At 63.7% G+C, this 24,946-nt stretch carries 23 protein-coding genes and 1 tRNA gene; 6 read left to right on the top strand and 18 right to left on the bottom strand.

Translation table 11 applies throughout. From position 1 onward, the window contains the following. The first annotated feature begins 86 nt into the window (after nucleotides 1-86). Nucleotides 87-980: an acetylglutamate kinase gene (gene argB, locus ACQ4W7_RS05910; protein ID WP_010393729.1), complete on the top strand. Its 894-nt coding sequence runs from the start codon at nucleotides 87-89 to the stop codon at nucleotides 978-980. A 40-nt stretch (nucleotides 981-1,020) separates the two neighbouring features. Next, a tRNA-Thr gene (locus ACQ4W7_RS05905) sits at nucleotides 1,021-1,095 on the top strand. Nucleotides 1,096-1,261: 166 nt separating this feature from the next. Here ACQ4W7_RS05905 and ACQ4W7_RS05900 read toward each other — a convergent pair. After that, nucleotides 1,262-2,170 (bottom strand): TraB/GumN family protein, encoded by a 909-nt coding sequence (locus tag ACQ4W7_RS05900; protein WP_426073574.1) that lies wholly within the window; start codon nucleotides 2,168-2,170, stop codon nucleotides 1,262-1,264. A 51-nt stretch (nucleotides 2,171-2,221) separates the two neighbouring features. Between ACQ4W7_RS05900 and ACQ4W7_RS05895 the strand changes: the two genes are divergently transcribed. The 3 genes from ACQ4W7_RS05895 to pabB all read left to right on the top strand — a co-directional run bounded on the left by ACQ4W7_RS05895 (nucleotide 2,222) and on the right by pabB (nucleotide 5,494). Next, nucleotides 2,222-2,956 carry a pyrimidine 5'-nucleotidase gene (locus ACQ4W7_RS05895; protein WP_436529136.1) on the top strand — a complete coding sequence of 245 codons (735 nt, stop codon included), beginning with the start codon at nucleotides 2,222-2,224 and terminating at the stop codon, nucleotides 2,954-2,956. Between the two features lie 102 nt (nucleotides 2,957-3,058). After that, nucleotides 3,059-3,634, top strand: coding sequence for a nucleoid occlusion factor SlmA (gene slmA / locus ACQ4W7_RS05890; protein ID WP_086144344.1), 576 nt, complete (start codon nucleotides 3,059-3,061; stop codon nucleotides 3,632-3,634). A 21-nt stretch (nucleotides 3,635-3,655) separates the two neighbouring features. Further along, nucleotides 3,656-5,494 carry an aminodeoxychorismate synthase component I gene (gene pabB, locus ACQ4W7_RS05885; RefSeq protein ID WP_436529134.1) on the top strand — a complete coding sequence of 613 codons (1,839 nt, stop codon included), beginning with the start codon at nucleotides 3,656-3,658 and terminating at the stop codon, nucleotides 5,492-5,494. A 100-nt stretch (nucleotides 5,495-5,594) separates the two neighbouring features. Here the strand turns inward: pabB and ACQ4W7_RS05880 are convergent, their stop codons facing one another. Further along, nucleotides 5,595-5,954, bottom strand: a complete 360-nt coding sequence (locus ACQ4W7_RS05880) for a DUF1428 domain-containing protein (RefSeq protein ID WP_436529132.1) — start codon at nucleotides 5,952-5,954, stop codon at nucleotides 5,595-5,597. 114 nt (nucleotides 5,955-6,068) lie between these two features. Further along, on the bottom strand, nucleotides 6,069-6,665 hold the full coding sequence (locus ACQ4W7_RS05875) for a glutathione peroxidase (protein WP_436529130.1): 597 nt from the start codon (nucleotides 6,663-6,665) through the stop codon (nucleotides 6,069-6,071). Nucleotides 6,666-6,841: 176 nt separating this feature from the next. Here ACQ4W7_RS05875 and ACQ4W7_RS05870 point away from each other — a divergent pair, with 176 nt between their 5' ends. After that, entirely contained in the window at nucleotides 6,842-7,966 is a 1,125-nt protein-coding gene (locus ACQ4W7_RS05870) for an extracellular catalytic domain type 2 short-chain-length polyhydroxyalkanoate depolymerase (RefSeq protein WP_436529128.1), read from the top strand. Between the two features lie 6 nt (nucleotides 7,967-7,972). On the opposite strand, the gene gabD is transcribed toward ACQ4W7_RS05870, so the two are convergent. The 15 genes from gabD to ACQ4W7_RS05795 form a co-directional block, all read right to left on the bottom strand. Then, the gene (gabD, locus tag ACQ4W7_RS05865; protein ID WP_436529126.1) at nucleotides 7,973-9,427 is read right to left on the bottom strand and encodes an NADP-dependent succinate-semialdehyde dehydrogenase; all 1,455 of its coding nucleotides are present in this window, start codon (nucleotides 9,425-9,427) and stop codon (nucleotides 7,973-7,975) included. A 92-nt stretch (nucleotides 9,428-9,519) separates the two neighbouring features. Then, a complete protein-coding gene (locus ACQ4W7_RS05860) occupies nucleotides 9,520-10,362 on the bottom strand; it encodes a PPK2 family polyphosphate kinase (protein WP_436529124.1) in 843 nt (280 codons plus the stop codon). Beyond that, nucleotides 10,359-10,781: a CoA-binding protein gene (locus tag ACQ4W7_RS05855; protein ID WP_436529122.1), complete on the bottom strand. Its 423-nt coding sequence runs from the start codon at nucleotides 10,779-10,781 to the stop codon at nucleotides 10,359-10,361. Before ACQ4W7_RS05855 ends, ACQ4W7_RS05860 begins: the two co-directional genes overlap by 4 nt. Nucleotides 10,782-10,847: 66 nt before the next feature. Continuing rightward, on the bottom strand, nucleotides 10,848-11,501 hold the full coding sequence (locus ACQ4W7_RS05850; RefSeq protein WP_436529120.1) for a bifunctional 2-keto-4-hydroxyglutarate aldolase/2-keto-3-deoxy-6-phosphogluconate aldolase: 654 nt from the start codon (nucleotides 11,499-11,501) through the stop codon (nucleotides 10,848-10,850). Nucleotides 11,502-11,514: 13 nt separating this feature from the next. After that, the gene (locus ACQ4W7_RS05845) at nucleotides 11,515-12,408 is read right to left on the bottom strand and encodes an SMP-30/gluconolactonase/LRE family protein (protein ID WP_436529118.1); all 894 of its coding nucleotides are present in this window, start codon (nucleotides 12,406-12,408) and stop codon (nucleotides 11,515-11,517) included. A 16-nt stretch (nucleotides 12,409-12,424) separates the two neighbouring features. Further along, nucleotides 12,425-14,155: an L-arabinonate dehydratase gene (araD, locus tag ACQ4W7_RS05840; RefSeq protein ID WP_426073585.1), complete on the bottom strand. Its 1,731-nt coding sequence runs from the start codon at nucleotides 14,153-14,155 to the stop codon at nucleotides 12,425-12,427. Next, a complete protein-coding gene (locus tag ACQ4W7_RS05835) occupies nucleotides 14,152-15,165 on the bottom strand; it encodes a 2-dehydro-3-deoxygalactonokinase (RefSeq protein ID WP_436529116.1) in 1,014 nt (337 codons plus the stop codon). The genes araD and ACQ4W7_RS05835 overlap by 4 nt, the downstream gene beginning before the upstream one ends. Before the next feature lie 83 nt (nucleotides 15,166-15,248). Continuing rightward, nucleotides 15,249-16,016 (bottom strand): aldose epimerase family protein, encoded by a 768-nt coding sequence (locus ACQ4W7_RS05830; RefSeq protein WP_426073587.1) that lies wholly within the window; start codon nucleotides 16,014-16,016, stop codon nucleotides 15,249-15,251. Further along, nucleotides 16,013-17,212 carry a XylR family transcriptional regulator gene (locus ACQ4W7_RS05825; protein WP_436529113.1) on the bottom strand — a complete coding sequence of 400 codons (1,200 nt, stop codon included), beginning with the start codon at nucleotides 17,210-17,212 and terminating at the stop codon, nucleotides 16,013-16,015. The genes ACQ4W7_RS05830 and ACQ4W7_RS05825 overlap by 4 nt, the downstream gene beginning before the upstream one ends. A gap of 32 nt (nucleotides 17,213-17,244) precedes the next feature. Beyond that, nucleotides 17,245-18,387: a sugar ABC transporter permease gene (locus tag ACQ4W7_RS05820; protein ID WP_436529111.1), complete on the bottom strand. Its 1,143-nt coding sequence runs from the start codon at nucleotides 18,385-18,387 to the stop codon at nucleotides 17,245-17,247. Continuing rightward, nucleotides 18,384-19,970, bottom strand: a complete 1,587-nt coding sequence (xylG, locus tag ACQ4W7_RS05815; RefSeq protein WP_436529109.1) for a D-xylose ABC transporter ATP-binding protein — start codon at nucleotides 19,968-19,970, stop codon at nucleotides 18,384-18,386. Before xylG ends, ACQ4W7_RS05820 begins: the two co-directional genes overlap by 4 nt. Before the next feature lie 74 nt (nucleotides 19,971-20,044). Continuing rightward, a complete protein-coding gene (gene xylF / locus ACQ4W7_RS05810; RefSeq protein ID WP_426073628.1) occupies nucleotides 20,045-21,019 on the bottom strand; it encodes a D-xylose ABC transporter substrate-binding protein in 975 nt (324 codons plus the stop codon). 91 nt (nucleotides 21,020-21,110) lie between these two features. After that, the gene (locus tag ACQ4W7_RS05805) at nucleotides 21,111-22,898 is read right to left on the bottom strand and encodes an IlvD/Edd family dehydratase (RefSeq protein WP_436529107.1); all 1,788 of its coding nucleotides are present in this window, start codon (nucleotides 22,896-22,898) and stop codon (nucleotides 21,111-21,113) included. Further along, complete coding sequence (gene xylB, locus ACQ4W7_RS05800; RefSeq protein WP_426073592.1) at nucleotides 22,895-23,662, bottom strand: D-xylose 1-dehydrogenase; 768 nt, start codon at nucleotides 23,660-23,662, stop codon at nucleotides 22,895-22,897. The genes ACQ4W7_RS05805 and xylB overlap by 4 nt, the downstream gene beginning before the upstream one ends. 27 nt (nucleotides 23,663-23,689) lie before the next feature. Beyond that, on the bottom strand, nucleotides 23,690-24,850 hold the full coding sequence (locus ACQ4W7_RS05795) for a fumarylacetoacetate hydrolase family protein (protein WP_436529105.1): 1,161 nt from the start codon (nucleotides 24,848-24,850) through the stop codon (nucleotides 23,690-23,692). Nucleotides 24,851-24,946 lie beyond the last annotated feature (96 nt).

Genomic DNA, 24,946 nt, shown 5'->3' with positions numbered 1-24,946 from the left:
CTCCAAGATTTTCTTCTTCCCTGTAAAATCTCACCAATCTATTTTCCGGACTCGCCATGAATCAACTAGCTAACTTGAACCTGGACATGAATGACGACTTGACGGCGGTGTCGCCGCAAATCAAGGCGCAGATTCTGGCCGAGGCCCTTCCCTACATTCGCAATTTTCATGGCAAGACCATCGTCATCAAATACGGTGGCAATGCCATGACGGACGAACGCCTGAAGCACGGCTTCGCGCGCGACGTCATCCTGCTCAAGCTGGTTGGCATGAACCCGGTCGTGGTGCACGGCGGCGGACCGCAGATCGACAACGCGCTGAAAAAAATCGGCAAGCAAGGCACCTTCGTGCAAGGCATGCGCATCACCGATGAAGAAACCATGGAAGTGGTGGAGTGGGTGCTGGGCGGCGAAGTCCAGCAGGATATCGTCATGCTGATCAACCATTACGGCGGCCAGGCTGTCGGCCTGACGGGCAAGGATGGCGGCTTGATCCGCGCGCGCAAGATGCAGATGCCGGACCGCGAACATCCGGGCGAATTCCTCGACATCGGCTTTGTGGGCGAGATCGACGCGATCAACCCGGCCGTCGTCAAGGCGCTGCAAGACGATGCCTTCATTCCCATCATCTCGCCGATCGGTTTCGGCCAGGATGGCCAGGCCTACAACATCAACGCCGACGTGGTGGCGGGCAAGATCGCGGAAATCCTGAAAGCGGAAAAGCTGATCATGATGACCAACATCGCCGGCGTCCAGGACAAGCAGGGCAACCTGGTGACCGACCTGTCCGCGCGTGAAATTGACGAGATGTTCGCCGATGGCACGATTTCGGGCGGCATGCTGCCGAAGATATCGTCCGCGCTCGACGCCGCCAAGTCCGGCGTGAACACGGTGCACATCATCGATGGCCGCATCGAACACTCATTATTGCTGGAAGTGTTGACCGAGCAGGCTTTTGGTACTATGATCCGTTCGCACTAAAAATTAATTCGGCGCAATTCACCCAGCGCCGATTTTTTATGCCCTTGTAGCTCAGTGGTAGAGCACTCCCTTGGTAAGGGAGAGGCCACGTGTTCGATCCACGTCAAGGGCACCAACTATATCTCCCCGTATCTGAAAAATGTCCATGGCTGCGTTGCCTCGCCTCGCCGTACATGCGTACTGTCTTCGGCTCGGCGCCTTGCCCTGAACACTTTTCATCTACTCTGCCGCAGCCTGTCGCGCGGCTAAGCCACGGCATTCTTGCTGTCTGCTGTCAGAACTTAATACACCCGCTCGACCTTCAAGCCCTTTTGACGCAACAAGTCCGGCACGCTTTTCGTTCCGACCAGGTGCAGTACGCCGATGGCGGCCAGGCTGTGCTTTTCGCGCGCCAGCAACTTGGCGATGCCGTCGGCCAGGGCCGGGTTGCGGCCGTCGAGCAGCACTTTTTGCACGAACTGCGCGGCGAACGACGGGTCTTGCGCCGCCTTTGCCGCCAGCTTGTCGAAGGCCGCCGCGTCGGCCGTGCGCCAGGCGTTGGCGATCTCGCGCGCTTCCTGGCTTTGTTCCTGATCCTCGATCGATGCCACGCCGTCCTCCAGGAAGCGGCACTGGTCCGCCGGCGACATGGCGCCAAACAGCGCCATCTGGCCTTCCATCGATTCGAGTTCCACTACGGGGATCTTGCGCGCCTTGGCTTGCTGCGACAGATAATTGTCCACCGCCAGGTCGGAGCGGTAGCCGAGGGTGGAAAATTCGCCGATGGCCAGCATGCTGGCCAGCATCCACGGCTTCATCGGCGCCACCGATTCGGCTGGAATGCCGTATTTTTGCAACAACGGTGCCAGGCGCGGTGCCAGGGTCTGGCGGCAATCGGCAGGCACTGTGCTGCCCGGCGCGTCCATGCCGTATTTCAGCACGGCGCCCAGGGCGGCGCGCGGATCGACGTCGGGATCGATCTCCAGCGCCAGCGCCCCGGCGCCTTCCAATGCCTGCGTCACGGTCGGCTCGAGCGGATAAAAATCAGGGGCGCCGACATGGATGGTACCGAACAAATACAAGGTATGGCTGGCGTCCTGCACCTTGAACAGGGCGCCCCGGTTTTGCGCCACGGGCGGCGCGTCGGCAAGGGCAGCCTGCAACGGCAGCAAGAATAATCCGCAAAACATCACTATAATCTGGCGTCGCATGGTTTTCCTGATTGTTGAATTTTTCATCTTCTCTCGCTAGCAAAGACTCTTGTGCCTGTGTCCCATCTTAACCGCTCGTCGCCGGTCTGGCTGTTTGACCTCGACAACACGCTGCACAATGCCTCGCACGCCATCTTCCCCACCATCACGGCCAATATGAACACGTATATTGCCCGCGTACTAGGCGACGGTGTGACGCCGGCCGACGACGCCATCGTCAATGCGGCCCGCGCGGCCTACTGGCGCCGCTATGGCGCCACCTTGCTTGGCATGGTCAAGCACCATCAGGTGCAGGCAGCACATTTTTTGCACGAGACGCATACCTTCGACGATTTGCGCGCCATGATACGCGCCGAGCGGGGGCTGGGGGCTTTACTCAAACGCCTGCCTGGCCGTAAAATTTTACTCACCAACGCGCCGCTGCGCTATTCGAGCGACGTGATGCGCCACCTGGGCCTGCGCCAGCACTTTGCGCAACATATCGCCATCGAGGCGATGCATGTGCACCGCCAGCTGCGACCCAAGCCATCGACCCTGATGCTGCGCAAACTGATGCGCAAGCACCAGATCCACCCTGGCCGCTGCATCCTGGTAGAAGACACCCTGGCCAACCTGAAGGGTGCGAAAAAACTGGGCCTGCGCACGGCCTGGATCACGCAATACCTGAAAATGGCCGATCCGATCGGCGTGGCAAAGCTGCCCAGAGCGTTAAATCGCCCCGCTTACGTCGATGTCAAAGTAAAATCTGTCCGGCATTTGGCACGCCGCCTTCACCGTCTGCGCTGAAGGGGACTCTTGGGCTTCCGGTTGACGCCGGAAGCCGCACCGCTAGCGGCGGTGACGGACCTCCCCATCAAGGCAGCATTTTTTTTAACGACAAGAGAAAATATGGCAAGCACACCGCCGGGCCAACGCAGGCTACAAATTCTTCAGGCCCTCGCCGCAATGCTGGAGCAGCCGAAAGGCGAAAAGATCACCACTGCCGCACTGGCCGCCAGACTGGCCGTCTCGGAAGCGGCCTTGTACCGCCATTTCGCCAGCAAGGCGCAAATGTTCGAAGGATTGATCGAGTTCATCGAGTCGAGCGTCTTCGGCCTGATCAACCAGATCGCAGAAAAGCACAGCGACGGCATGACGCAGACGCGCGACATCGTCGGCATGCTGCTCAATTTCGCCATCAGCAATCCGGGCATGACGCGCGTGCTGATCGGCGATGCGCTGGTGAATGAGGACGAGCGCCTGCAAGTGCGCATGAACCAGTTCTACGACCGCGTCGAACTGGCGCTCAAGCAAGCCTTGCGCGTGGCCGCCGCCGAAGGCCATGGCAAGGAAAGCGAAGTGGCGGCGCGCGCCACCTTGATCGTCAGCTTCGTCATCGGGCGCTGGCACCGCTACGCCAAGAGCGGCTTCAAGATCAATCCATCCCAGGAAGCGGCGCTGCAAATCGCCATGCTGCTGGGGTAAGTCAACGCCGTGGCTGTCCCCATGCACACCGACTGTTTCGCCCTGCTCGACGATGCCAGCACCCCGGGCGCCGGTTCGCGCCTGTACACGGGCCTGACAGCGGTTTTGCAGTGCACCGAGGGCGGCGGGTGGCCGGCCCTGCTCGAAGGGCTGCAAGCGGCTTTAAAACGCGGCCAGTACGCCGTCTGCGTGTGCAGCTACGAGCTGGGCGCGCATTTGCTGGCCATGCCGCCGCGCGCGGCCGGTATCGACGCGCCGCCGCTGGCGCAAGTGCTCGTCTTCGACCATTGCACGCAGCTGTCGCACGACGACGTGGCGCAGTGGCTGGCCGAACGCGTCCACGCGGACGCTGGGCCGGCCGGCGTGGCCGACATCCGCGCGAATGTCGAGCAGGCGCAATTTACGCAGGCGCTGCACCGCATCCACGACTACATCGTGGCCGGCGACACCTATCAAGTCAACTATACCTATCGTTTGCGCTTCGATGCCTTTGGCTCGCCCCCGGCCCTGTATGCGCGGCTGCGCGCGCGCCAACCCGTGCCCTACGGCGCGCTGGTGATGCTGCCCGATGGCGGCGCCCTGCTGTCGCTGTCGCCGGAGCTGTTCGTACGCCATGCGCAAGGCGAGTTGACGGCACGTCCCATGAAAGGCACGGCGCCGGCCGCCCCGCCTGAGCAAATAGCAGAAAACGCGCACCGCGCCGCCGCCCTGGCCAATGATCCGAAAAACCGCGCGGAAAATCTGATGATCGTCGACCTGCTGCGCAACGACATCGGCCGCATCGCCGCCACGGGCTCCGTCAAGGTGCCGACCCTGTTCCAGGTGACGCGCTACAGCAGCGTGCTGCAAATGACCTCCACCGTGCAAGCGCGCCTGCGCGGCGACGCCAGCCTGGCCGACATCTTCCAGGCATTGTATCCGTGTGGTTCGATCACGGGCGCGCCAAAACGCCGCACCATGGAAATCATCGCCGAACTGGAAGGGGCGCCGCGCGGCATCTATACGGGCGCCATCGGCTGGTTCGATCCGCCTGCCGCCGGCGCTGTCCACGCGGTGGGCGACTTCTGCATGTCCGTGCCGATCCGCACGCTGGCCCTGCAAGCGGCTGGCCCCGGCGGCATCCGGCGCGGCGAAATGGGCGTGGGCGCCGGCATCGTGCTCGATAGCGATCCGCAGGAGGAATTTGCGGAATGCCAGCTCAAGGCCCGCTTCCTGACGGGTCTGACCAACGACTTCGAACTGTTCGAAACCCTGCACGCCAGCCGCGACTATGGCTGCCGCCAGCAAGAGCGCCATCTGGCGCGCCTGGCCGCCTCCAGCGCCTACTTCGGTTTTGCCTGGGATGCAGACGCTGCCCGCGCCGCGCTACAGGCAGCCTGCGCGGCACGCCCCGACGATACCCCCTTCCGCCTGCGCCTGGCGCTGCGCCAGGATGGCCAGTTCACAGTGCAAAGCGGTGCGCTCACCACCTTGCCGGACACGGTAAAAATCCTGCTGGCGCCCGACGCCAGCATGGCCGACGACCTCTTCCTGCGCCACAAGAGCAGCGTGCGTGCGCGCTACGACGCGGCCTGGCGCGCGGCCGAGGCGCAAGGCGGTTTCGACATGCTGTTCTTTAACGAGCGGGGTGAGCTGACGGAAGGCGGGCGCAGCAATGTCTTCGTCCAGCTCGATGGCTGCTGGCACACGCCTCCCCTGTCCTGCGGCTTGCTGCCCGGCGTGCAGCGCGCGACCATGCTGGCCGATCCCGCCTGGAATGCGCAGGAAACCATCATCACGCGCGCCATGCTGGCGCAGGCCGAGGCGATTGTCGTGTGCAATGCACTGCGCGGCGCGATGCCGGCCAAGCTCATCCTGTAAATCCGGTAGCACCTGAAACCGTTCAGGGCAAGGCGCATTGCCGAAGGCAGTGCGAACGCACTACGAGGCACTGCAACGCCGCCATGGACTGTTTCAGGGGTTACAGGTCGATGCGCATTTCGTAACCGCCGTATATCATCCGCTTGCCATCGAACGGCAATTTTCCCGGGTCCATCATCTCGGCCAGGCGCGGGTCTTTCATGACCTTGTCGTTGATTTCATCACGCCTGGCGCGCGATTCGAACACGATCCAGGAAAACACCACCACTTCGCCATCCTGCAAGTCCACCGCCTGCGGGAACGAGGTCAGCTTGCCCGGCTTGACATCGTCGCCCACGCATTCGCGAAATTCCTGCGCACCATATTCGCGCCAGACGGCGCCGCAGGCGCGCGACATGGCCAGGTAAGCATCGAGCTTGGCTTTCGGCACGGACACCACAAATCCATCGACATACGCCATGATGTTCTCCTTTGTTGTGACAAACGCGCACAACCAGCTTAGGACAATGATGGCAAGACGACAAGCGCGGCATTAAAAAAAGCAGGCGCGCAAGCCTGCTCGGGTATCGGCAACTTACATCGCCAGCGCTTTTTCCACCGCGCCCACCAGTTTCTTGTCGTCCGGCGTCACCTTGCTGGGGAAGCTGTCGACGACCTTGCCATGGCGGTCGATCAGGTATTTATGGAAATTCCAGGCCGGCGTCTTGCCCGTCTGCTTGATCAAATCAACGTACAGCGGATTCGGCGTGGGGCCGGAGACCACCGATTTGGCAAACATGGGGAACTTCACGCCATAGGTGTTGTAGCAAAAATCGGCGATTTCCTTGCTGTTGCCGGGCTCCTGCTTGCCGAAATCGTTCGACGGGAAACCCAGCACCACCAGGCCCTTGCTGCCGTACTTGGCGTACAGCGCCTCAAGCCCTTCGTATTGATTAGTAAAACCACAATAACTGGCCGTATTCACCACCAGCACGACCTTGCCCGCGTACTGGCACAGGTTTTGCGGCGCTTCATCCTGCAAGCGGTTGAAGGTCTGCTTGAGGATGGCGGGACAGGCGGCCGCTGCGGCACTCGTGGCAGCAGCGGTTTCGGCAGCCTGGGCTGGCATGGCCAGGCTGGCGCCGGCGGCAAGGGTGGTCAGCGCAAACAGCTGGGCAAGGGTCTTGGACATGAAGGGCACCGTGGTTGAAAAGGAAAAAAACCATTCTATGCCAAACGCCGCGCGCGCGTATAAGACGTACAACAACAGCGATTGCTTGAGCGACATCAATGACAGTGCAGTACTTGCCCAGCGCACAGTTTTTTTACCTATGCTCGGCCTTCCTGCCCTTGCCCTGTGGAGTTACCATGTCCTTCCCGCACCTGACCGCATTACCCACCGCCCTGCTGGCCGCCAGCCTGCTCGTCCTGGCGCCAGGCGGCGCGCACGCCGCCACGGCTGCCAAAGCCGTCAAGCCCGCCGCGACCAAGGATGCCCCCGCCCTGCCCGCCTACCAGGCCGACCTGAGCCAGACCACCGTATCGGGCCTGTCTTCGGGCGGCTTCATGGCGGCGCAATTTGCCGTCGCCTACTCGGCCACTGTCGCCGGCGCCGGCATCATCGCCGGTGGCCCGTATTTCTGCTCGGGTCAGCCGGGCCGCTTCCCCTATATTCCCTACTTGACGAATGCCCTGACCACCTGCATGAATCCGGGCAGCGCGCAAGTGGCGCCGCCCGTGGCCAGCGAATTGCTGCGCGCGGCAAACGATTTTGCGCGCACCCGTCTCATCGACGACACGGCCAACCTGAAACGCCAGCGCGTATATCTGTTCAGCGGAACGAAAGACCAGACCGTGACGCGGCCAGTGGTGGAGCAGGTGGAAAAATTCTATCAACTGGCGGGCACGCCGGCGGCGCAAATCCGCTTCGTCGATACGGTCGGCGCGGGCCATGCCATCATCACAGACAACAATCAGGACAAACCCTGCGCCGTGACGGAATCGCCGTTCATCAATGACTGCGACTTCGTGCAGGCGCGCGACATCCTGCAGCACCTGTACCCGGACCTGCAGCCCTCGTCGACCACCCTGACGGGCAAGCTGATCGCCTTCAACCAGCGCAGCTTCATCCAGAGCACGTATTCCAGCATGAACAATACGGGCTACGCCTACATCCCGAAAGCCTGCGACAGCGAGAGCTGCCGCGTGCACGTGGTCTTCCACGGCTGCCTGCAAACGACGCAAGCCATCGGCAACCGCTTCTACACCACCACCGGCTACAATCAGGTGGCGGACGCCAACAAGATCATCGTGCTGTATCCGCAGGCCGAACCGAGCCCCGTCTACCCTTACAACCCGAAAGGCTGCTGGGATTTCTGGGGCTACACCAGCATCAATCCGATCGATCCGGATTTTTACCGCAAGAGCGGCACACAGATGCAAGCGGTCAAGGGCATGCTGGACAGGTTGGCTGCGCGCCGCGGCTCACGCTAGGCGGCCTTAGATACCGCCCATGCAGATGTACTTAATGACGAGATAGTCTTCGATACCGTAGGTCGACCCTTCACGGCCCAGGCCCGATTGCTTGACGCCGCCGAAGGGGGCGATCTCGTTCGAGATCAGGCCCGTGTTGACGCCAACCATGCCCGTTTCCAGGCCTTCCGCCACACGCCAGATGCGGCCGATGTCGCGCGAATAGAAGTAGGCGGCCAGGCCGAATTCCGTGTTATTGGCCAGGGCGATCACTTCATCGTCCGTCTTGAAGCGGAACAGCGGCGCCAGCGGGCCGAAGGTTTCCTCGGTGGCCACGCGCATGTCGTTCGTCACGTCGGCGATGATGGTCGGCTCGAAGAAGCCGTTGCCCAGCGCATGGCGCTTGCCACCGGCCAGCAGCCGGCCGCCCTTGGCTAAGGCATCGGCCACGTGCTCTTCCACCTTGGCGACGGCCTTGGCGTCGATCAGCGGTCCTTGCGTAACGCCCGCCTCGATGCCATTGCCCACCTTCAGCTTGGCCACGGCGGCCACCAGCTTGTCGGCGAAGGCGTCATATACGCTGTCCTGCACGTACAGGCGGTTGGCGCAGACGCAGGTCTGGCCCGCATTGCGGTATTTCGAGGCAATGGCGCCTTCCACTGCCGCGTCCAGATCGGCGTCGTCAAAGACGATGAACGGCGCGTTGCCGCCCAGTTCCAGCGAAAGTTTCTTGATCGTCGGCGCGCATTGCTCGGCCAGCAAACGGCCCACCTGGGTCGAGCCCGTAAACGTCAGCTTGCGCACGATGGGATTCGACGTCATTTCGCCGCCAATGTCTTTCGGCGCGCCCGTGACGATGCTGAACACGCCCGCAGGCACGCCCGCGCGCTCGGCCAGCACGGCCAGCGCCAGCGCGGAAAACGGTGTTGCTTCGGCCGGTTTCAAGACCATCGGGCAGCCGGCTGCCAGGGCCGGGCCGACTTTGCGGGTGATCATGGCGGCGGGGAAATTCCACGGCGTGATGGCGGCGCATACGCCGATCGGCTCCTTGGTGATGACCAGGCGGCGGTCCGGCCACGGCGATTGCAGGGTATCGCCCGCGACGCGCTTGCCTTCTTCCGCAAACCATTCGATGAACGAGGCGCCGAACTGCACTTCGCCCTTCGCTTCCGGCAAGGGCTTGCCCTGCTCGGTGGTCATGATCAGCGCCAGGTCGTCGGCGTTTTCCAGAATCAGGTCATGCCAGCGGCGCAGCACGGCCGCGCGTTCCTTGGCCGTCTTCTTGCGCCAGGCAGGCCAGGCGGCATTGGCCGCCTCGATGGCGCGGCGCGTCTCGGCTGCGCCCATCAGGGGCACCGTGCCGATATGCTCGCCGGTGGCCGGATTGCTCACATTAATCGTCTGGCCACCATCGGCATCGACCCAGGCTCCATTCACGTAAGCCTGGTGACGCAACAAGGTAGGATCTTTCAACTGCAGCATATGGATCTCCGGTCTGGTTTGAATTATCGACGAGGGATACTATGCCACAGCGCGGCCGATTCCGCAGGCGCAGCGCTGAACTGCCCTCGCCTCTACTCGACCTTGAAAGACGACAGTTTCGGGTCCGGCGCCGGGTATTCCAACTTCATGCCCTGCAGGGTTTCCAGCAGCAGGGACGCCACCACCAGGTTGCGCTGGGTCTTGGAATTGGATGGCACCACATACCACGGCGCGTGATCGGCATCGGTCTCGCGGATCGCCGTTTCATAGGCGCGCTGGTAGCCATCCCACTTCCTGCGCTGGGCGATATCGTTGGGGTCGAACTTCCACTGGCGGTCGGGATCGTCGAGCCGCTCCTGCAGCCGTCCGCGTTGCTCGTCCTTCGAGATATGCAGGAAGACTTTCAGGATGACGGTGCCCGTTTCGCTCAGCATGCGCTCGAAATCACGGATCTGCGCGTAGCGGCGCTGGCATTCGGCCTTGTCGATCATGTCCTGCACGCGCGTGATCAGCACATCCTCGTAATGGCTGCGGTTGAAGATGGCGATCTCGCCCTTCACGGGCACATGCTGGTGCACGCGCCACAGGTAATCGTGCGCCAGTTCGATATCGGTGGGACCCTTGAACGCCACGGCGCGGATGCCCATCGGGTTGATATTGCTGAAGATGGCCTTGACCGTGCCATCCTTGCCCGAGGTATCCATGCCCTGCAGGACCAGCAGCACTTTTTTCTTGTGCTGCGCATACAGCATGCTCTGGCACTCGGCGATCTGCGCCGTCAGCGCCACGGTTTCCTCGCGGTCCAGGGCCTTGCACTGGGCTGCCGTCAGCTTCTTGTTCGCCGCCTTGGTGGCAGCGCCCAGCAGGCGCTTGCCGGCGAAATCCTCGTTCAGGTCGAAACCCTGGCCGGCGCGAAATTGCGTGCGCGCCTTCATGCTGTCACCGCCAGCTTGCGATGCTCGATTTTTGTGCAATGATCCATCACCACGTCCAGGCCAGCCGCCCGTGCCAGCTGCACCGCCGCCTCGTTGACGATATCCAGCTGCAGCCATAAACAGCCCGCCTTGACGGCGATGGCTTCCTCGGCGATGGGCAGGATATCCTCGGACTTGCGGAAGCAGTCGACGATATCGATGCGCGCCGGCGCGACCGCCGCCGCAGCCTGCGTCAGGGTGGCGTAAGCGCGCTGTCCCAGCACTTCCTTACCGGCGAGGGCCGGATTGACGGGCAGCACGCGGTAGCCATGCTGCAGCAGGTATGCAGCCACTTCGTGGCTGGCGCGTTCGGGTTTGTCGGACATGCCGACGATGGCGATGATACGGCTGTCTTGCAGGATGCGGGCGATGTTGGGCATATTCGGGTCGTGGTCAGGCGTGCGACATTGCCCGCCTAGCGTAGCAGAATTATCCAGGACAGGGAGCTATCCAGAAGACCTAGAAGTGCGCACCAGCGCCATCTTCGCCACAAACTCGCGTGCACGCGCCGTCACGGCCGCATAGTCGCCCGTGGCACCCGGTCCACTCAGGCTGCTGCCGATGCCCACGGCCACGGCGCCGCTGGCGAACCATTCGCCCAGATTTTCTACCGTGACCCCGCCTGTCGGCATCAGCGGCGCTTGCGGCAAGGGCGCGCGCAGGGCCTTGATGTAGGCGGGACCGAACATCTCGGCGGGGAAGACCTTGACGATGTCGGCGCCCGCCTGCAGCGCGGTGACGATTTCCGTCGGCGTCATCGCGCCCGGCATGGCCAGCACCTGGTAGCGCTGGCACAGCGCGATGGTTTCCACGTTCACGCCGGGCGAGATGATGAACTGCGCGCCGGCCAGGATGGCGGCGCGCGCCGTCTCGGTATCGAGCACCGTGCCCGCACCCAGCAGCACGTCGTCTCCATGGCGTTCGCGCAGGGTGCGCAGCACGCCCAGGGTATCGGGCGTGGTGAAGGCCACTTCCAGCGCCGTGATGCCACCGGCGATGCACGCCTCGGCGATCTGCACGGCAGCCTGCGCCGAATCTGCACGCACGATGCCGACCATGCCCCGTGTGAGGATGCCCTCAAAAACCGTGTGCTTTTGCATATGCTCTCTCCTGTCAGGCCGGCAGGGCGCCAAAGCGCACTTCCGGCAAGCCGCGCAAGCCAGGCTGGCGCGCATGAAATAATCCCCCGGCCAGCGGTTCGCCCGCCAGCTGCGCCGGCGTCAAACTCTCCTGAGCGGTGGTGACGAACAATTCGTCGTAGTGCGGCCCGCCCAGGCTCACGCAACTGGGCTGCGACACGGGCAAGGTGATCGCGCGCTCGACGCTGCCGTCCGGCGCGAAGCGCAAGACCCTGCCCCCGCCCCATTGCGCACTCCACAGGTGGTCGTCCGCATCGATGGTGGCGCCGTCGGCGGCGCCCGGCCCCGGATCGAGCACGGCAAACACGCGCACCCGGCTGGCGTCGCCGCCCAGGTAATCGTCCCAGCGGTAGATCGCCCTCTTCATCGAGTCGCAAAAATACATGGCCGTGCCATCAACGCTGAAGCAGATGCTGTTCGAGATGGCGATCTGCGGCAGCGGCAGACGCTCCAGAGTCAAGTCCAGGTTGAGGCGGTAGAAACTGGCGATGGCAGCGCGGCACGGGCGTTCATCGAGCGTGCCAAATACAAAGCGTCCCTGGCGGTCGCAACGGCCATCGTTCAGGCGCGTCATGGGCAAGTCCCCCTCCACCGTGTGCAAGGGCGTGACGGCCCCGCTGCGCGCGTCAAACCAGGCCAGGCGCGAAGCCAGGCCCAGCAGCAGCACCTCATCGCTGTCCGTCAGCGCGAAGCAGGCCAGGCGCTCGGGCATGTCCCACGTCTGGCGCTCGCCCGTGGCCAGCACCAGCGCATGCAGCTGGCAGCCTTCGATATTCGTCCAGAAAACGCGGCCGCTGCGTTCGCACCAGCGCACTCCCTCGCCCAGGAAGTTTTGCGCATCGACCAGCAATTGGGCCTGTGTCCCCATCATTTTTCCTTGTTTTTCAGTGTGATTCGCGCGGCACGGCGGATCCCCGGCAGCCGACGAGGAAATCCAGGTCCGCGCCTTCGTCGGCTTGCGTCACGTGCTTGATATACATCGACTGATAGCCGCCTTTCATGGCCGGCTCGGGGGCGCGCCACTCTTCGCGCCGGCGCGCCAGCTCGGCATCGTCGACGTCCAGGTGCAAACGCCGTCCCGCCACATCGAGTTCGATCATGTCGCCATCGCGCACCAGCGCCAACGGCCCGCCCACGGCAGCTTCCGGCGCCACGTGCAGCACCACCGTGCCATAGGCCGTGCCGCTCATGCGTGCATCCGAGATGCGCACCATGTCGCGCACGCCCTGCTCCAGCAGTTTTTTCGGCAATCCCATATTGCCCACTTCAGCCATGCCCGGATAGCCCTGCGGGCCGCAATTTTGCAGCACCATCACGCAACTGGCGTCGATATCGAGTGCGGGATCGTCGATGCGCTTTTTATAATGCTCGATGCTGTTGAAGACGACGGCGCGGCCACGATGCTGCATCAGTTCCGGCGAGGCGGCAGATGGCTTGATGACGGCGCCGCGCGGGGCCAGGTTGCCCTGCAAGACGGCGATGCCGCCCTCGTCCTTGAATGGCTGCGCCAGCGGCGTGATCACCTCGGGATTGAAATTTTCCGCTTCGGCCACGTTGACAGCCATGCTGGCGCCCGTGACAGTGAGCACCTCGCCATGCAGTTTGCCCAGCAAGTCGCGGATGATCACGGGCAGGCCGCCCGCATAGTAAAAATCTTCCATCAGATACTGGCCCGACGGCATCAGGTTGAGCAGGCAGGGAATGTCGCGGCCCAGGCGGTCCCAGTCGGCCAGGCGCATGTCCACGCCGATGCGCCCGGCAATCGCCAGCAGGTGGATCACGGCATTCGTCGAGCCGCCGATGGCGCCATTGACCATGATGGCGTTTTCAAACGCTGCGCGCGTGAGGATCTGCGACAGTTTCAGGTCTTCATGCACCATGTCGACGATGCGCCGGCCCGTCAGCTGCGCCTGCAGCTTGCGGCGCGCGTCGACGGCGGGAATGGCCGCGTTGCCGGGCAGGGTCACGCCGAGCGCCTCGACCATGCTGGCCATGGTGGACGCCGTGCCCATGGTCATGCAGTGGCCCGCGGAGCGCGACATGCACGATTCGGCCTGCTTGAATTCGTTTGAGGTCATGCGCCCGGCGCGCACGTCCTCGGAAAACTTCCACACGTCGGTGCCCGAACCGATCGGTTTGCCGCGATAGTTGCCGTTCAACATGGGGCCGCCCGACAGCACGATGGTGGGTAAGTCCACGCTGGCCGCACCCATTAGCAGGGCCGGTGTGGTCTTGTCACAGCCCGTCAACAGCACCACGCCGTCGATCGGGTTGGCGCGGATCGATTCTTCCACATCCATGCTGGCCAGGTTACGGAACAGCATGGCCGTCGGACGCAGATTCGTCTCGCCCAGCGACATGACGGGAAATTCGACGGGAAAGCCGCCCGCTTCGAGCACGCCGCGCTTGACCATCTCGGCCAGGTCGCGGAAATGGCCATTGCAGGGCGTCAGCTCGGACCAGGTATTGCAGATGCCGATGACGGGACGGCCATCGAAGGCGTCGCCGGGATAGCCCTGGTTCTTCATCCAGCTGCGGTGAATAAAACTGTCCTTGTCGTCGCCGCCAAACCACGCTTGCGAACGCAAGGGACGCTTGTTCTTGTTGTCACTCATACTGTCTCCTGCGGGGAAATCAAGCCGCGCGCGGCGGCGATCAGCAGCGCACCGTAACCAGCCAGATTGGCTTGCTGCTGGTCGTCGACGATGATGCGCTTGCCATAAAAAAATCCGTGTTCTTCGATCAGCAGACCGAGCGCCTGGCGCAGCATGGGCTTGCCGGTAATGACGAGCGGGGTCTCGGGCCGCATCTGGATGGCGGTGCTGTTGCGCAGCGCCAGAAAGTCGCCGCTGAGGACAGCGCCCATCAGAAAATTGGCCCGTTCATTGCATTCGACCGCGCTGAACTGGCCCAGGGTGCGCACGCTGAAGCAGGCACGCGCCAGCCCCGTTTTTTGCGCCGCGGCCGCGCCGGCCAGCAGCATTTTCGGCACAAGGGTCTGCGCAAAACCGCCATCGACCGATTGCTTGATCAGGGTGTGCTGCGTGATCGCCTGTAGCAGCTCGCCCGCGATGGTGGTGCTGCAGCCGAGGATGCGGCGCTGCTCATCCACGCTGATCAATTTGGTATGCGAACCGGGCATGATCAAGGTCGCCGCGCCGCGCAATTCCAGGCGCTCCAACAACGCGACGACTTCCGTCTCTTCGCCGCGCATCATGTCCATCGCTTCGACGTTATGCAGGCCGACGGCGCCATGCTGATTGCGCACGCCGGGAATCAGCCACAGGGGCTGCGCCAGCACGTCGGGCAAGTCCACCGCCTGCATGCCTTGCGCCAGCTGGGCCAGGCCGGCAGGCGCCGGCAAGTGCGGCACTTCCTGCACCCCCATGGGCGAGGTGATCATGCCCGAGGCCAGCGCCAGGTCCATCTCGGAGGGCGCGATGCCCGCGCTGGCCAGCACGCTGGCGATGGTGTCGCGCAGCGCCTGTTTCAGCGCGCCGTTATGGCCATCGATGGCGGTATTGCGCACGCCCGTTTCCAGCTGCGCCTGGGCGATGACCGCGCCTGCGCGCCACAGCAAGGTACGCGTATTGGTGGTGCCGGCATCGATGGTGAGTATGTTCATGGGCAGGTTAGCAGCGTCGGTAAGGGCAAAAATAGATGAGGAAAAACTACCCCATGGTAGAACTGCCCCGCATATCTGACCAATCACTTATTTGACATCATTGATACCGGTTCGGATATGTCAAACGCATCGATATCCTGCACGCCCAGACGGTAGGCAAGCTTGAAGCGCATCACCTGTCCCGGCGGCATTTCCACACCCAGCGCCAGCAGGGAAAAACAGCGCGTATCGGAATACAGACGGCAACTGTCCTGGGTACTGGAAAAACGCAATACCCGGCCCGACGCGGGGTCGGCAACCCGCGCCGCCTCGCGCAGCTGGCCGCTGCCCGTCCAGTAAAAGTCATGCCGGAATCCCGGCAAGTTCGCCAACGCGGGCCAGGCCAGGCGCGAAGCGAGCGGCGCCGGCTGGCGGAAGTCAAACGCGCTGCCCGCCACATCGAGCGGCGCCTCGCCCGTGCGGCCACCCGGCCAATAGCGATCGGCATCCAGGCGCAGCACATGGTCGCCCACGGCGGCCCCTCTGCCCTGCAGATTGAAGCGGGGCGCGGCAAGCGCAAAACGGGAAACCGTCTCGGCCGTGGCGAGGCAGTCGAGGTGCAGGCTGCCATCCTCGTCGAGCCGGTAAGCCAAGCGCACCGACAGGCCGTCTTGTTCCAGGCGCAAGCGCAGGTGGCCATCGTCCGGCGGCGCACACTGCCAGCCAGTGGCCGAAAGCGCCGCAGGGGGCGCCGCGCCCAGCACATCGGCCAAGCGGCCATAGCGATCTGGCGCCCACCAGGCCCGCACACTGGCATCGTGCGCGTCGATGGCCACGCGCATGCCGCGCCCGTTGCGCAGGGTGTGCATCATGGCGCCTGTCCGGGGGCGGGCGGTGGCTGGCTGCGCTGCTGGAATTCGCGCGGCGTGCAACCGAGTTCGCGCTTGAAGACGGCATGCATGTACTGCACCGTGGTAAAGCCGCAACGCACGGCCACCTCGGCCACCTGCCCCGGCCCGCGCGCCAGCAGGGTCTTGGCCGCATCGAGCTTGAAATGCAGGATTTCATCGTGCACGCTGCGCCCCAGCTCGTGGCGGAAGTGCGCTTCGAGCGAGGAGCGCGACACGCCCACGTAATCGGCCACCTGCTCCGTCTTGATGCCCTGGCAGGCGTACTGGCGAATGAAATGGCGCGCCTGCATCACCTGCGGGTGCTGGAACGGCTGGTGACGCGTGGACGCAAGCACATTCAAGCCGGCCGGCGGCACCAGGATGCGCGTGCCGGACAGGCGTGCGCCATTCAGCATCTGGTGCAGCAGGTGCGCCGCCGTGCGGCCCATTTCCTCGGTGCCCTGGATCACGGAACTGAGCGGAATGCGCGTGAGCATGCGCGCCAGCGGATCGTTGTCGATGCCGATCAGGGCCACTTGCTCCGGCACGGCGATGCCCGCATGCATGCAGGCTTGCAGCAACTGGCGCGCGCGCGCATCGCTCACGGCGATGATGCCGACGGGTTTTTCCAGGCTATTGAGCCAGGCGATCTGCTGCTCCACTGCCTCGTCCCACGAGGGCGCGCTGGTGGCGACGCCCCGGTACACATCGGCGCGCATGTGGTCGCGCTCCATCAAGGCGCAAAACGCCGTTTCGCGCTCCTGCGCCCAGCGGTTGACATCGGCCTCAGGCAGGCTGAAACAAGCAAAGCGCGTCAAGCCCGCTTCCACCAGGTGCTCATAGGCCAGCTTGACGATCTTGAAATTATCGGTCGCCACATACGGGATGCCGGCAGGGTAATCCTCGGGGCGCGCATACGAGCCGCCCACGGCGACCACAGGCAGGCGGCTGTGCGCCAGCGCCGCGCAGACGGCGGGATCGTCGAAATCGGCAATGATGCCGTCACCCTGCCAGCGTTCGATGCCGGGCAGGCGGCAGCGAAAATCCTCTTCCAGGAACAGGTCCCACGACACGCGCGTGGTGTTCAGGTAAGCGGCAATGCCCGCGATGATGTCACGGTCGTAGATTTTATTCCCGTTAAACAACAGCGCGATCCGGTGCGCGGTCGGCATCTTCATGGTGTCTCCTCCCGTGCCAGATCGTTTCACGGCTATCTGCGCCCTGCTCGCGTGCTGACATCGACCCACACGGCGAGGGTGAGGATACTGCCTTTCACGATCATCTGCCAGTAGGTGTCCACGTCCAGCATGGACATGCCGTTATCCAGGCTGGCCATGACCAGCGCGCCAATCAGCGCGCCATACACCGTGCCCGAGCCGCCGCGCATCGAGGTGCCGCCGATGAAGCAGGCGGCGATGGCATCGAGTTCGCTGAAGGTGCCGGCCGAGGGTGAACCGGCCGCCAGGCGGCCCGTGTTGATCAGGCCAGCCAGCGCGCACATCAAACCCATGATGCCGAAGATCCACAGCTTGACGGCTTTCACGTTAATGCCGGACAGACGCGTCGCTTCCATATTGCTGCCCACGGCGTAGATGCGGCGGCCGAACACGGTCTGGCTGGTGATGTAGCTGAACAGTCCCAGCAAGGCCAGCAGCAAAAGCACGGGCAGCGGGATGCCTTCATAGCCGTTCAGGGTTTGCACGAAGGCATACAACACGGCGCCGATGACGGCCAGGCGCAAGCCGTCGGCCCAGGGCGCCGTTTGCGGCAAGCCATGCTGCGCGCGGCTGGCGCGCGCGCGCCACGTCAAAAAGGCCGCCAGCAGGAACAGGCCGATGCCCAGCGCGATACCGGGCGAGGCGGGCAGGTAGCCCTGTCCCAGGTAAACCAGCGGCTCGGACACGGGCGCGATCGTGATGCCACCCGTGATGCCCAGCAGGATGCCGCGATACGCCAGCATGCCGCCCAGGCCGACGATAAAGGAAGGGATGCCCCGGTACGCCGTCAGGTAGCCATTCAAGAGACCGATCACCAAGCCGCAGCCGAGTACCGCCGCCAGGTTCAGCGCCAGCGGCCAGTGCTGCGTCACATCCAGCACGGCGGCAATGCCGCCCAACAGTCCCAGCAGGGAGCCGATCGACAGGTCGATCTCACCGGCGATAATCACCAGCACCATGCCGCAGGCGAGGATGCCGGTGACGGACATCTGGCGCAGCAGGTTTGACAGGTTGCGCGGCGTGAGGAAACTGCCCTGCGTCTTCCACGAAAAAAAGGCCCAGATCAGCGCCACGGCGATCAGCAGGGCCAGCATCTTGTATTGGGTGAACAGCTGTTTGATACTGTGCGGTTTCATGCTGCGGGTTCCTTGTAGGCGGTAGGGGCGGCGGGCGCCGGGTGCTGGGCCAGCGCCGCCGCCAGCACGGTTTCCTGGCTCAGGCCATCGTTGATAAAGTCGCCGCGCAGACGGCCTTCGCCCATCACCAGCACGCGGTCGGACACGCCCAGCACCTCGGCCAGTTCCGACGAGACCATGATGATGGCCACGCCCCGGTCGGCCAGCGCCAGCATCAATTTATAGATTTCATATTTGGCGCCCACGTCCACGCCGCGCGTGGGCTCGTCGAGGATCAGCACGCGCGGGCGCGTCAGCAGCATCTTGGCCAGCACGGCCTTTTGCTGGTTGCCGCCCGACAGGCTCGTGATGGGCAGCGACGGGCTGGCAGCCTTCAGTTCCAGCTGGGCGATCTCGCCGCGCACGGCCGTCAGTTCCGCCTCGCCGTCGATGCGCGTGGCGCGCGCAAATTCCTCCAGCACGGCCAGGGTGATGTTCTGCCCCACGTCGAGGTCGGGCACGATGCCGTGATGCTTGCGGTCTTCCGGCACCATGGCCAGGCCCATGGCAATCGCCTTTTGCGGCGAGCCGGTATCGATGCGGCGGCCATCGAGCCACACCTCGGCCTGGCACGGCCCCTGGTAGGCGCCGAACAGGGCCGAGACGAGCTCCGTGCGCCCCGCCCCCACCAGGCCGGCGATGCCGAGGATCTCGCCTTTGCGCAGGGTGAATGACACATCGTCGACGCGCTTGCGCTGCGGGTTATCGGCATCGATGCATGTGACATGGCGCGCCTCGAACAGCACCTCGCCGATGGCGTCTTTTTTCGTACGGTGCGGATACAGCTGGTTCATTTCGCGCCCCACCATCTGCGCGATGATGCGTTCCACGTTCATCTGCGCCATCGGCGTGGTGGCGATATGCTTGCCATCGCGGATGACGACGATGGTGTCGCAGATGGCCGCCACTTCATCGAGCTTGTGCGAAATATAGATGCAGGTGACGCCCTTGGCTTTCAGGGCGCGCAGGATATCGAGCAGCACGGCGATTTCCGAGGCCGTCAGCGACGACGATGGCTCGTCGAGGATCAGCAAGCGCGCATTCTTATTGAGCGCCTTGGCGATTTCCACCAGCTGCTGGTGGCCGCCGCCATAGTTCATGACCGGCAGCGCCACGTTCAGTTCGGGAATTTTCAGTTCGCGCAGCAGCTCGTCGGCGCGCTTGTACATGGCCGCGTAATGCATGCGCCCGCCGGGCAGGGTGAGCTCGCGGCCCATGAAGATATTTTCGGCCACGGACAGCTGCGGCACCAGCATCAGTTCCTGATGGATGATGATGATGCCCGCGTCTTCCGTGTCGCGGATCGATTGCGCGCGCAGGGGTTGGCCAACCCATCGAATTTCGCCATCCCAGGTGCCGTGCGGGTAGACGCCGGACAGCACCTTCATCAGGGTCGACTTGCCGGCGCCATTCTCGCCGCACAAGCCGATGCACTCGCCGGCCCGCACCTGCAGGTCGATGCCGTCAAGCGCGCGGACACCGCCTACGCGGACGTCGCCAAACTGTTTGACGATGCCTTTCATTTCAAGCAGATAGTCGGACATGCTCACTCTCGTTGCGGATACGAAGAAGAATGTCGGCTTAGCGCACAGTGCGCAAGCCGACATCAGCCGGGCGATTAATTACCCAATTGCGCCTTGGTATAGAAGCCGTCGTCGACGAGCATGTTTACATTCGCCTTGGTCAGCGGTGTAGGTTTCAGCAGCACCGTGCTGACTTTTTTCAGGCCGTTGTCATAGCTCGAGTTGTAGGCCGGCTTTTCATTGCGCGCCAGCTGGATGGCCAGCTTGGCCGCCTCCGAAGCGATGGTTTTCAGCGGTTTGTAGACCGTCATCGATTGCGTGCCGGCGATGACGCGTTTCACCGCCGCCAGGTCGGCGTCCTGGCCAGAGACCGGCACCTTGCCAGCCAGCTTTTGCGCGGCCAGGGCCTGGATGGCGCCGCCGGCTGTGCCATCGTTCGAGGCGACGATGGCGTCGATCTTGTTGCTATTGGCCGTCAGCGCGTTTTCCACGATGGACAGCGCTTCGGTGGCGCTCCAGTCCTTCACCCACTGCTGGCCGACGATCTTGATGTCGCCCTTGTCGATGAACGGTTTCAGTACCTTCATCTGGCCTTCGCGCAGCATCTTGGCATTGTTGTCAGTCGGCGAGCCACCCAGCAGGTAGTAATTGCCCTTCGGCTGCAGCTTGGTCACGCCTTCGGCCTGCATCTCGCCCACTTTTTCGTTATCGAACGAAATATACGCGTCGATATCGGCGTTCAGGATCAGGCGGTCATACGACAGCACCTTGATGCCGGCCTTTTTCGCTTCCTTGACGGTGTTGTTGAGGACCGTGGCGTTGAACGGCACGATCACCAGCACGTCCACGCCGCGCGAGATCAGGTTTTCGATCTGCGAAATCTGGCGCTGTTCACTGGCGTCGGCCGATTGCACGAACACCTTGGCGCCCTGTTTCTCGGCGGCGGCGATGAAGAAATCGCGGTCGCGCGTCCAGCGTTCCACGCGCAAATCGTCGATGGAAAAGCCGATCTTCGGGTTTTTCGCATCGGCCAGGGCGGCGCTGCTGGTGAATGCCAGCATGGCGGTCATGATGGCTGCACTGATGATCTTGTTCATTAGGTGTCTCCTTGTGGATTTTATTAACAACGTTTTTTAACTACGGGTGTTGCGGCTTCCTACATCAATGGTTATGCCGTGGCAGGGTCTGTCCCACGGCGCGGTATTTCAGTGCCAGCTCCATGCAGGCGCCCGTTTCCAGCTGGCCCACGCTGGCGCGGTAAATCTCCTGCCACGGCGTGGCGCTGTCGTTGACGGGCGGCGGCAGTTCTTGCGCGCGGCGCGCCAGCTCAAAGGCATCGACCAGCATGTCGCAGCGGCCCGCGTTCAAGTCCACGCGGATGATGTCGCCCGTGCGCAGCAGCGCCAAGCCGCCACCGACGGCGCTTTCCGGCGAGGCGTTCAGGATCGAGGGACTGTCCGAGGTGCCCGACTGGCGCCCGTCGCCCAGGGTCGGCAAATTCAGGATGCCCGCCTTGAGCAAGGCATCGGGCGGCTGCATGTTGACCACTTCGGCCGAGCCGGGCCAGCCGACAGGGCCGGCGCCGCGCATGACCAGCATGCAGCTGTCGTCGATGGCCAATGCCGGGTCGTTGATGCGCGCGTGATAGTCAAACGAGCCGTCAAAAACGATGGCGCGCGCCTCGAACACGCCTACACTGCCAGGCGTGCTCAGGTAACGCTCGCGGAAAGCGGGCGAGATCACGCTGGTCTTCATGATGGCGAAGTCGAACAGGTTGCCCTGCAAGGCCATGAAACCGGCCTTCTCCTTAAGCGGCGAGGCAAACGGGCGGATCATCTCGCGGTCCGCGCTTTCGTGGCCGGCCAGGTTCGCCGCCATGCTCTGGCCCGTGACGGTGGGGCGCTGCGCATGCAACAAACCCGCCTTGAGCAGTTCCCACATCACGGCCGGCACGCCGCCGGCGCGGTGGAAGCGCTCGCCCAGATACTTCCCGGCCGGCTGCATGTTCAAGAGCAGCGGCACGTCGTAGCCGTGCTCCATCCAGTCGCTCGAGTGCAATTCCACTCCCGCATGGCGCGCCATGGCCATCAGGTGCGGCTGGGCATTGGTAGAGCCGCCGATGGCTGCATTGACGATAATCGCGTCCAAAAACGCGTCGCGTGTGAGGATGCTCGAAGGACGCACGTCCTCGAACGCCATGCCGACGATGCGCCGCCCCGTTGCGTAGGCAATCTGGCCCCGTTCGCGGTACGGCGCGGGGATGGCCGAGCAGCCCGTCAGGGACATGCCCAGCGCCTCGGCCAGTGCATTCATGGTCGATGCCGTGCCCATGGTGTTGCAGTGGCCGGCCGACGGCGCCGACGCGGCAGCGATTTGCAGGAATTTGTCGTTGTCGATCAAGCCGGCGGACAGCTGGCGGCGGCCCTTCCAGATGGCCGCGCCCGAACCCACCAGTTCGCCGTCCATCCAGCCATCGAGCATGGGGCCGCCCGACAGCACGATGGCGGGGATATCCACCGTGGCGGCAGCCATCAGCTGCGCCGGCGTGGTCTTGTCGCAGCCCGTGGTCAGCACCACGGCGTCGATCGGGTAACCATGCAGGATTTCCACCAGGCCCAGATACGCCAGGTTGCGGTCCAGCGCGGCCGTGGGACGGCGGCAGTTTTCAAAGATCGGGTGCAAGGGGAATTCCATCGGGATGCCGCCCGCGTCGCGGATGCCATCGCGCACGCGCTGCGCCAATTCCACGTGGATGCGGTTGCAGGGACTGATATCGCTGCCGCTTTGCGCAATGCCGATGATGGGACGGCCCGAACGCAGCTCCTCGGCCGTAATGCCGTAGTTCATGAAGCGCTCCAGGTACAGCGCCGTCATGTCGATGTGGTCGGGATTGTCGAACCAGTCCTGCGAGCGGAAGCGCCGCGCCTGGCGATTGCTTGGGGTGCTCATGCGCCGTACCAGCCTGCGTCGACGTAGTATTCGCGGCCGGCGCACTTGGCCGCGTTATCGGACGCGAGGAACAGCGCCAGCGCCGCCACGTCTTCCGGTTCCACGCGCGTCTGCAGGCATTGGCCCTGCAGGATCAGGGTTTCCGCTTCCGGCGTATGCCACAGTTTTTCCTGGCGCGGCGTGCGCACGGCGCCGGGAATGATGCAGTTGACGCGGATGCCGTCGACGCCCAGGTCGCGCGCCAGGCCACGGGTCAAGCCCTCGATGCCGGCTTTCGCCGTCATGTAGATCGACAGGTTCGCCTGCGCCAAGTGCCAGGAAATCGACCCCAGGTTGAGAATCACGCCGCTGCCCTTGGCGCGCATGGCAGGCGCCACTGCCTGGGCGCAGAAATACTGGTGCCGCAGGTTGACAGCGATACGCTCGTCCCAGTAGGCCGGTGTGACGTCCTGCAACTGGTGGCGGTCGTCGTTGGCCGCGTTGTTGACGAGGATATCCGTGGCGCCCACGCTGTGCTCAATCTCAGCGAAGTTGGCGGCCAGAGCACCCAGGTCCGTCAGGTCGCAATAGCGGAAGCGTGGAGGATGCGGCAGGCTGGCCAGTTTTTCTTCCAGTGCGCGCGAAGGCCCGCTGGCGATGTCGAGAAAGGTGACCTGGGCGCCCTGGCGTGCGAACGCCTCGACGATGGCTACGCCGATGCCGGTTCCGCCGCCCGTGATGACGACGCGCTTGTTGGCAAGGCTGGGATAGATTGCGTGCTGCATGGTGTCTCTCTTTTCAAAATAATCGGATCAAAGCAAACCGCGTTGGGCCAGGTTCTGGTACAGCGCGCGCACGCCAAACGTCCAAGGAGGAATCACATCGCAGCGCTGCACTTCGTTGACCAGCGCGCCCAGCGCGGCGCTGGCGATGGTGACCCGGTCGCCCAGGTGGTGCGTAAAGCCCCCGCCCTGCGCACTGCGGTCCTTCACGGGCGAGAACATGGTGCCCAGGAACAGCATGAAACCGTCCGGATACTGGTGGTACTGGCCTGCCGTCTGGCGCACCAGGTCGAGCGGGTCGCGGCTGATCTCGCGCATGAAACTGGCACCTTCGAGCACAAAGCCGTCGTCCGCGCCTTCGATCAGCAGCGACACTTCCGCCTGGCGCACGGTATCGAGCGTAAATCCCTCGTCAAACAGGCGGATGAAGGGGCCGATGGCGCAGGAGCCGTTGTTGTCCTTGGCCTTGCCCAGCAAGAGGGCGCTGCGCCCTTCGATATCGCGCAGGTTGACGTCGTTGCCCAGGGAAGCCCCCAGCACCTCGCCGCGGCTGTTGACGGCCAGGACGATTTCCGGCTCGGGGTTGTTCCAGGCGGACGATGGCAGCAAGCCCACCTGCGCGCCGCATCCCACCGACGACATCGGCTGCGCCTTGGTAAACACTTCCGCATCGGGGCCGATGCCCACTTCCATGTATTGCGACCAGGCGCCGCGCTGCTGCAGCTGCTGTTTCAGGCGCTGCGCCGCCTCCGAGCCGGGTTTCAACGCAGACAAGTCGCTGCCCAGGGTCATTTGCAGCGCGGCGCGCAAGCTCGCGGCGCGTGCCGCGTCGCCGCCCGCCTGTTCCTCGATCACCCGTTCCAGCAGGCTGACGGCGAAGGTCACGCCGCATGCCTTGACGGCCTGCAGGTCGCACGGCGCCAGCAGCAGCGGCTCGCCGACCGGCGCGGCCAGCGCCTGCTCCAGCAGCGCCTGCACGGGGCCGAGCGCCATACCAGGCGCATGGCGGGCGATATCGAGCGCATCGCTGCGCTCGAACAGCTCGGCCACCGTCGCCACTGTCTGCGTGATGTCGACCACCTCGCCGCAGCGCACGGCGATGACGCACGGGCCGTCACGCCAGATGCGGCCGATGAGGAGGGCCTGCGCCAGGTCGGCGGGCAACAGGGAAGCGGGGGAAATCGGCTGCATGGCAAGCTTTCAAAAGGGTATGGCGGGATGGCTGGTCTTCAAGTTCGGACCGATTCTGCGCGCCGACCTGTGTCGTCGCAATTACGAAAATCACCA

Origin of the sequence: Janthinobacterium algoris (assembly GCF_051380935.1) — a bacterium.
Taxonomy (GTDB): Bacteria; Pseudomonadota; Gammaproteobacteria; order Burkholderiales; family Burkholderiaceae_D; genus Janthinobacterium.
This window is presented reverse-complemented; position numbering and strand designations above follow the sequence as displayed.

Excerpts from the sequence above, each read along its gene's own strand:
- argB (WP_010393729.1), top strand. The coding sequence starts at position 87 with ATGAATGACGACTTGACGGCGGTGTCGCCGCAAATCAAGGCGCAGATT.
- ACQ4W7_RS05900 (WP_426073574.1), bottom strand. The coding sequence starts at position 2,170 with ATGCGACGCCAGATTATAGTGATGTTTTGCGGATTATTCTTGCTGCCG.
- slmA (WP_086144344.1), top strand. The coding sequence starts at position 3,059 with ATGGCAAGCACACCGCCGGGCCAACGCAGGCTACAAATTCTTCAGGCC.
- pabB (WP_436529134.1), top strand. The coding sequence starts at position 3,656 with ATGCACACCGACTGTTTCGCCCTGCTCGACGATGCCAGCACCCCGGGC.
- ACQ4W7_RS05880 (WP_436529132.1), bottom strand. The coding sequence starts at position 5,954 with ATGGCGTATGTCGATGGATTTGTGGTGTCCGTGCCGAAAGCCAAGCTC.
- ACQ4W7_RS05875 (WP_436529130.1), bottom strand. The coding sequence starts at position 6,665 with ATGTCCAAGACCCTTGCCCAGCTGTTTGCGCTGACCACCCTTGCCGCC.
- ACQ4W7_RS05870 (WP_436529128.1), top strand. The coding sequence starts at position 6,842 with ATGTCCTTCCCGCACCTGACCGCATTACCCACCGCCCTGCTGGCCGCC.
- gabD (WP_436529126.1), bottom strand. The coding sequence starts at position 9,427 with ATGCTGCAGTTGAAAGATCCTACCTTGTTGCGTCACCAGGCTTACGTG.
- ACQ4W7_RS05860 (WP_436529124.1), bottom strand. The coding sequence starts at position 10,362 with ATGAAGGCGCGCACGCAATTTCGCGCCGGCCAGGGTTTCGACCTGAAC.
- ACQ4W7_RS05855 (WP_436529122.1), bottom strand. The coding sequence starts at position 10,781 with ATGCCCAACATCGCCCGCATCCTGCAAGACAGCCGTATCATCGCCATC.
- ACQ4W7_RS05850 (WP_436529120.1), bottom strand. The coding sequence starts at position 11,501 with ATGCAAAAGCACACGGTTTTTGAGGGCATCCTCACACGGGGCATGGTC.
- ACQ4W7_RS05845 (WP_436529118.1), bottom strand. The coding sequence starts at position 12,408 with ATGGGGACACAGGCCCAATTGCTGGTCGATGCGCAAAACTTCCTGGGC.
- araD (WP_426073585.1), bottom strand. The coding sequence starts at position 14,155 with ATGAGTGACAACAAGAACAAGCGTCCCTTGCGTTCGCAAGCGTGGTTT.
- ACQ4W7_RS05835 (WP_436529116.1), bottom strand. The coding sequence starts at position 15,165 with ATGAACATACTCACCATCGATGCCGGCACCACCAATACGCGTACCTTG.
- ACQ4W7_RS05830 (WP_426073587.1), bottom strand. The coding sequence starts at position 16,016 with ATGATGCACACCCTGCGCAACGGGCGCGGCATGCGCGTGGCCATCGAC.
- ACQ4W7_RS05825 (WP_436529113.1), bottom strand. The coding sequence starts at position 17,212 with ATGAAGATGCCGACCGCGCACCGGATCGCGCTGTTGTTTAACGGGAAT.
- ACQ4W7_RS05820 (WP_436529111.1), bottom strand. The coding sequence starts at position 18,387 with ATGAAACCGCACAGTATCAAACAGCTGTTCACCCAATACAAGATGCTG.
- xylG (WP_436529109.1), bottom strand. The coding sequence starts at position 19,970 with ATGTCCGACTATCTGCTTGAAATGAAAGGCATCGTCAAACAGTTTGGC.
- xylF (WP_426073628.1), bottom strand. The coding sequence starts at position 21,019 with ATGACCGCCATGCTGGCATTCACCAGCAGCGCCGCCCTGGCCGATGCG.
- ACQ4W7_RS05805 (WP_436529107.1), bottom strand. The coding sequence starts at position 22,898 with ATGAGCACCCCAAGCAATCGCCAGGCGCGGCGCTTCCGCTCGCAGGAC.
- xylB (WP_426073592.1), bottom strand. The coding sequence starts at position 23,662 with ATGCAGCACGCAATCTATCCCAGCCTTGCCAACAAGCGCGTCGTCATC.
- ACQ4W7_RS05795 (WP_436529105.1), bottom strand. The coding sequence starts at position 24,850 with ATGCAGCCGATTTCCCCCGCTTCCCTGTTGCCCGCCGACCTGGCGCAG.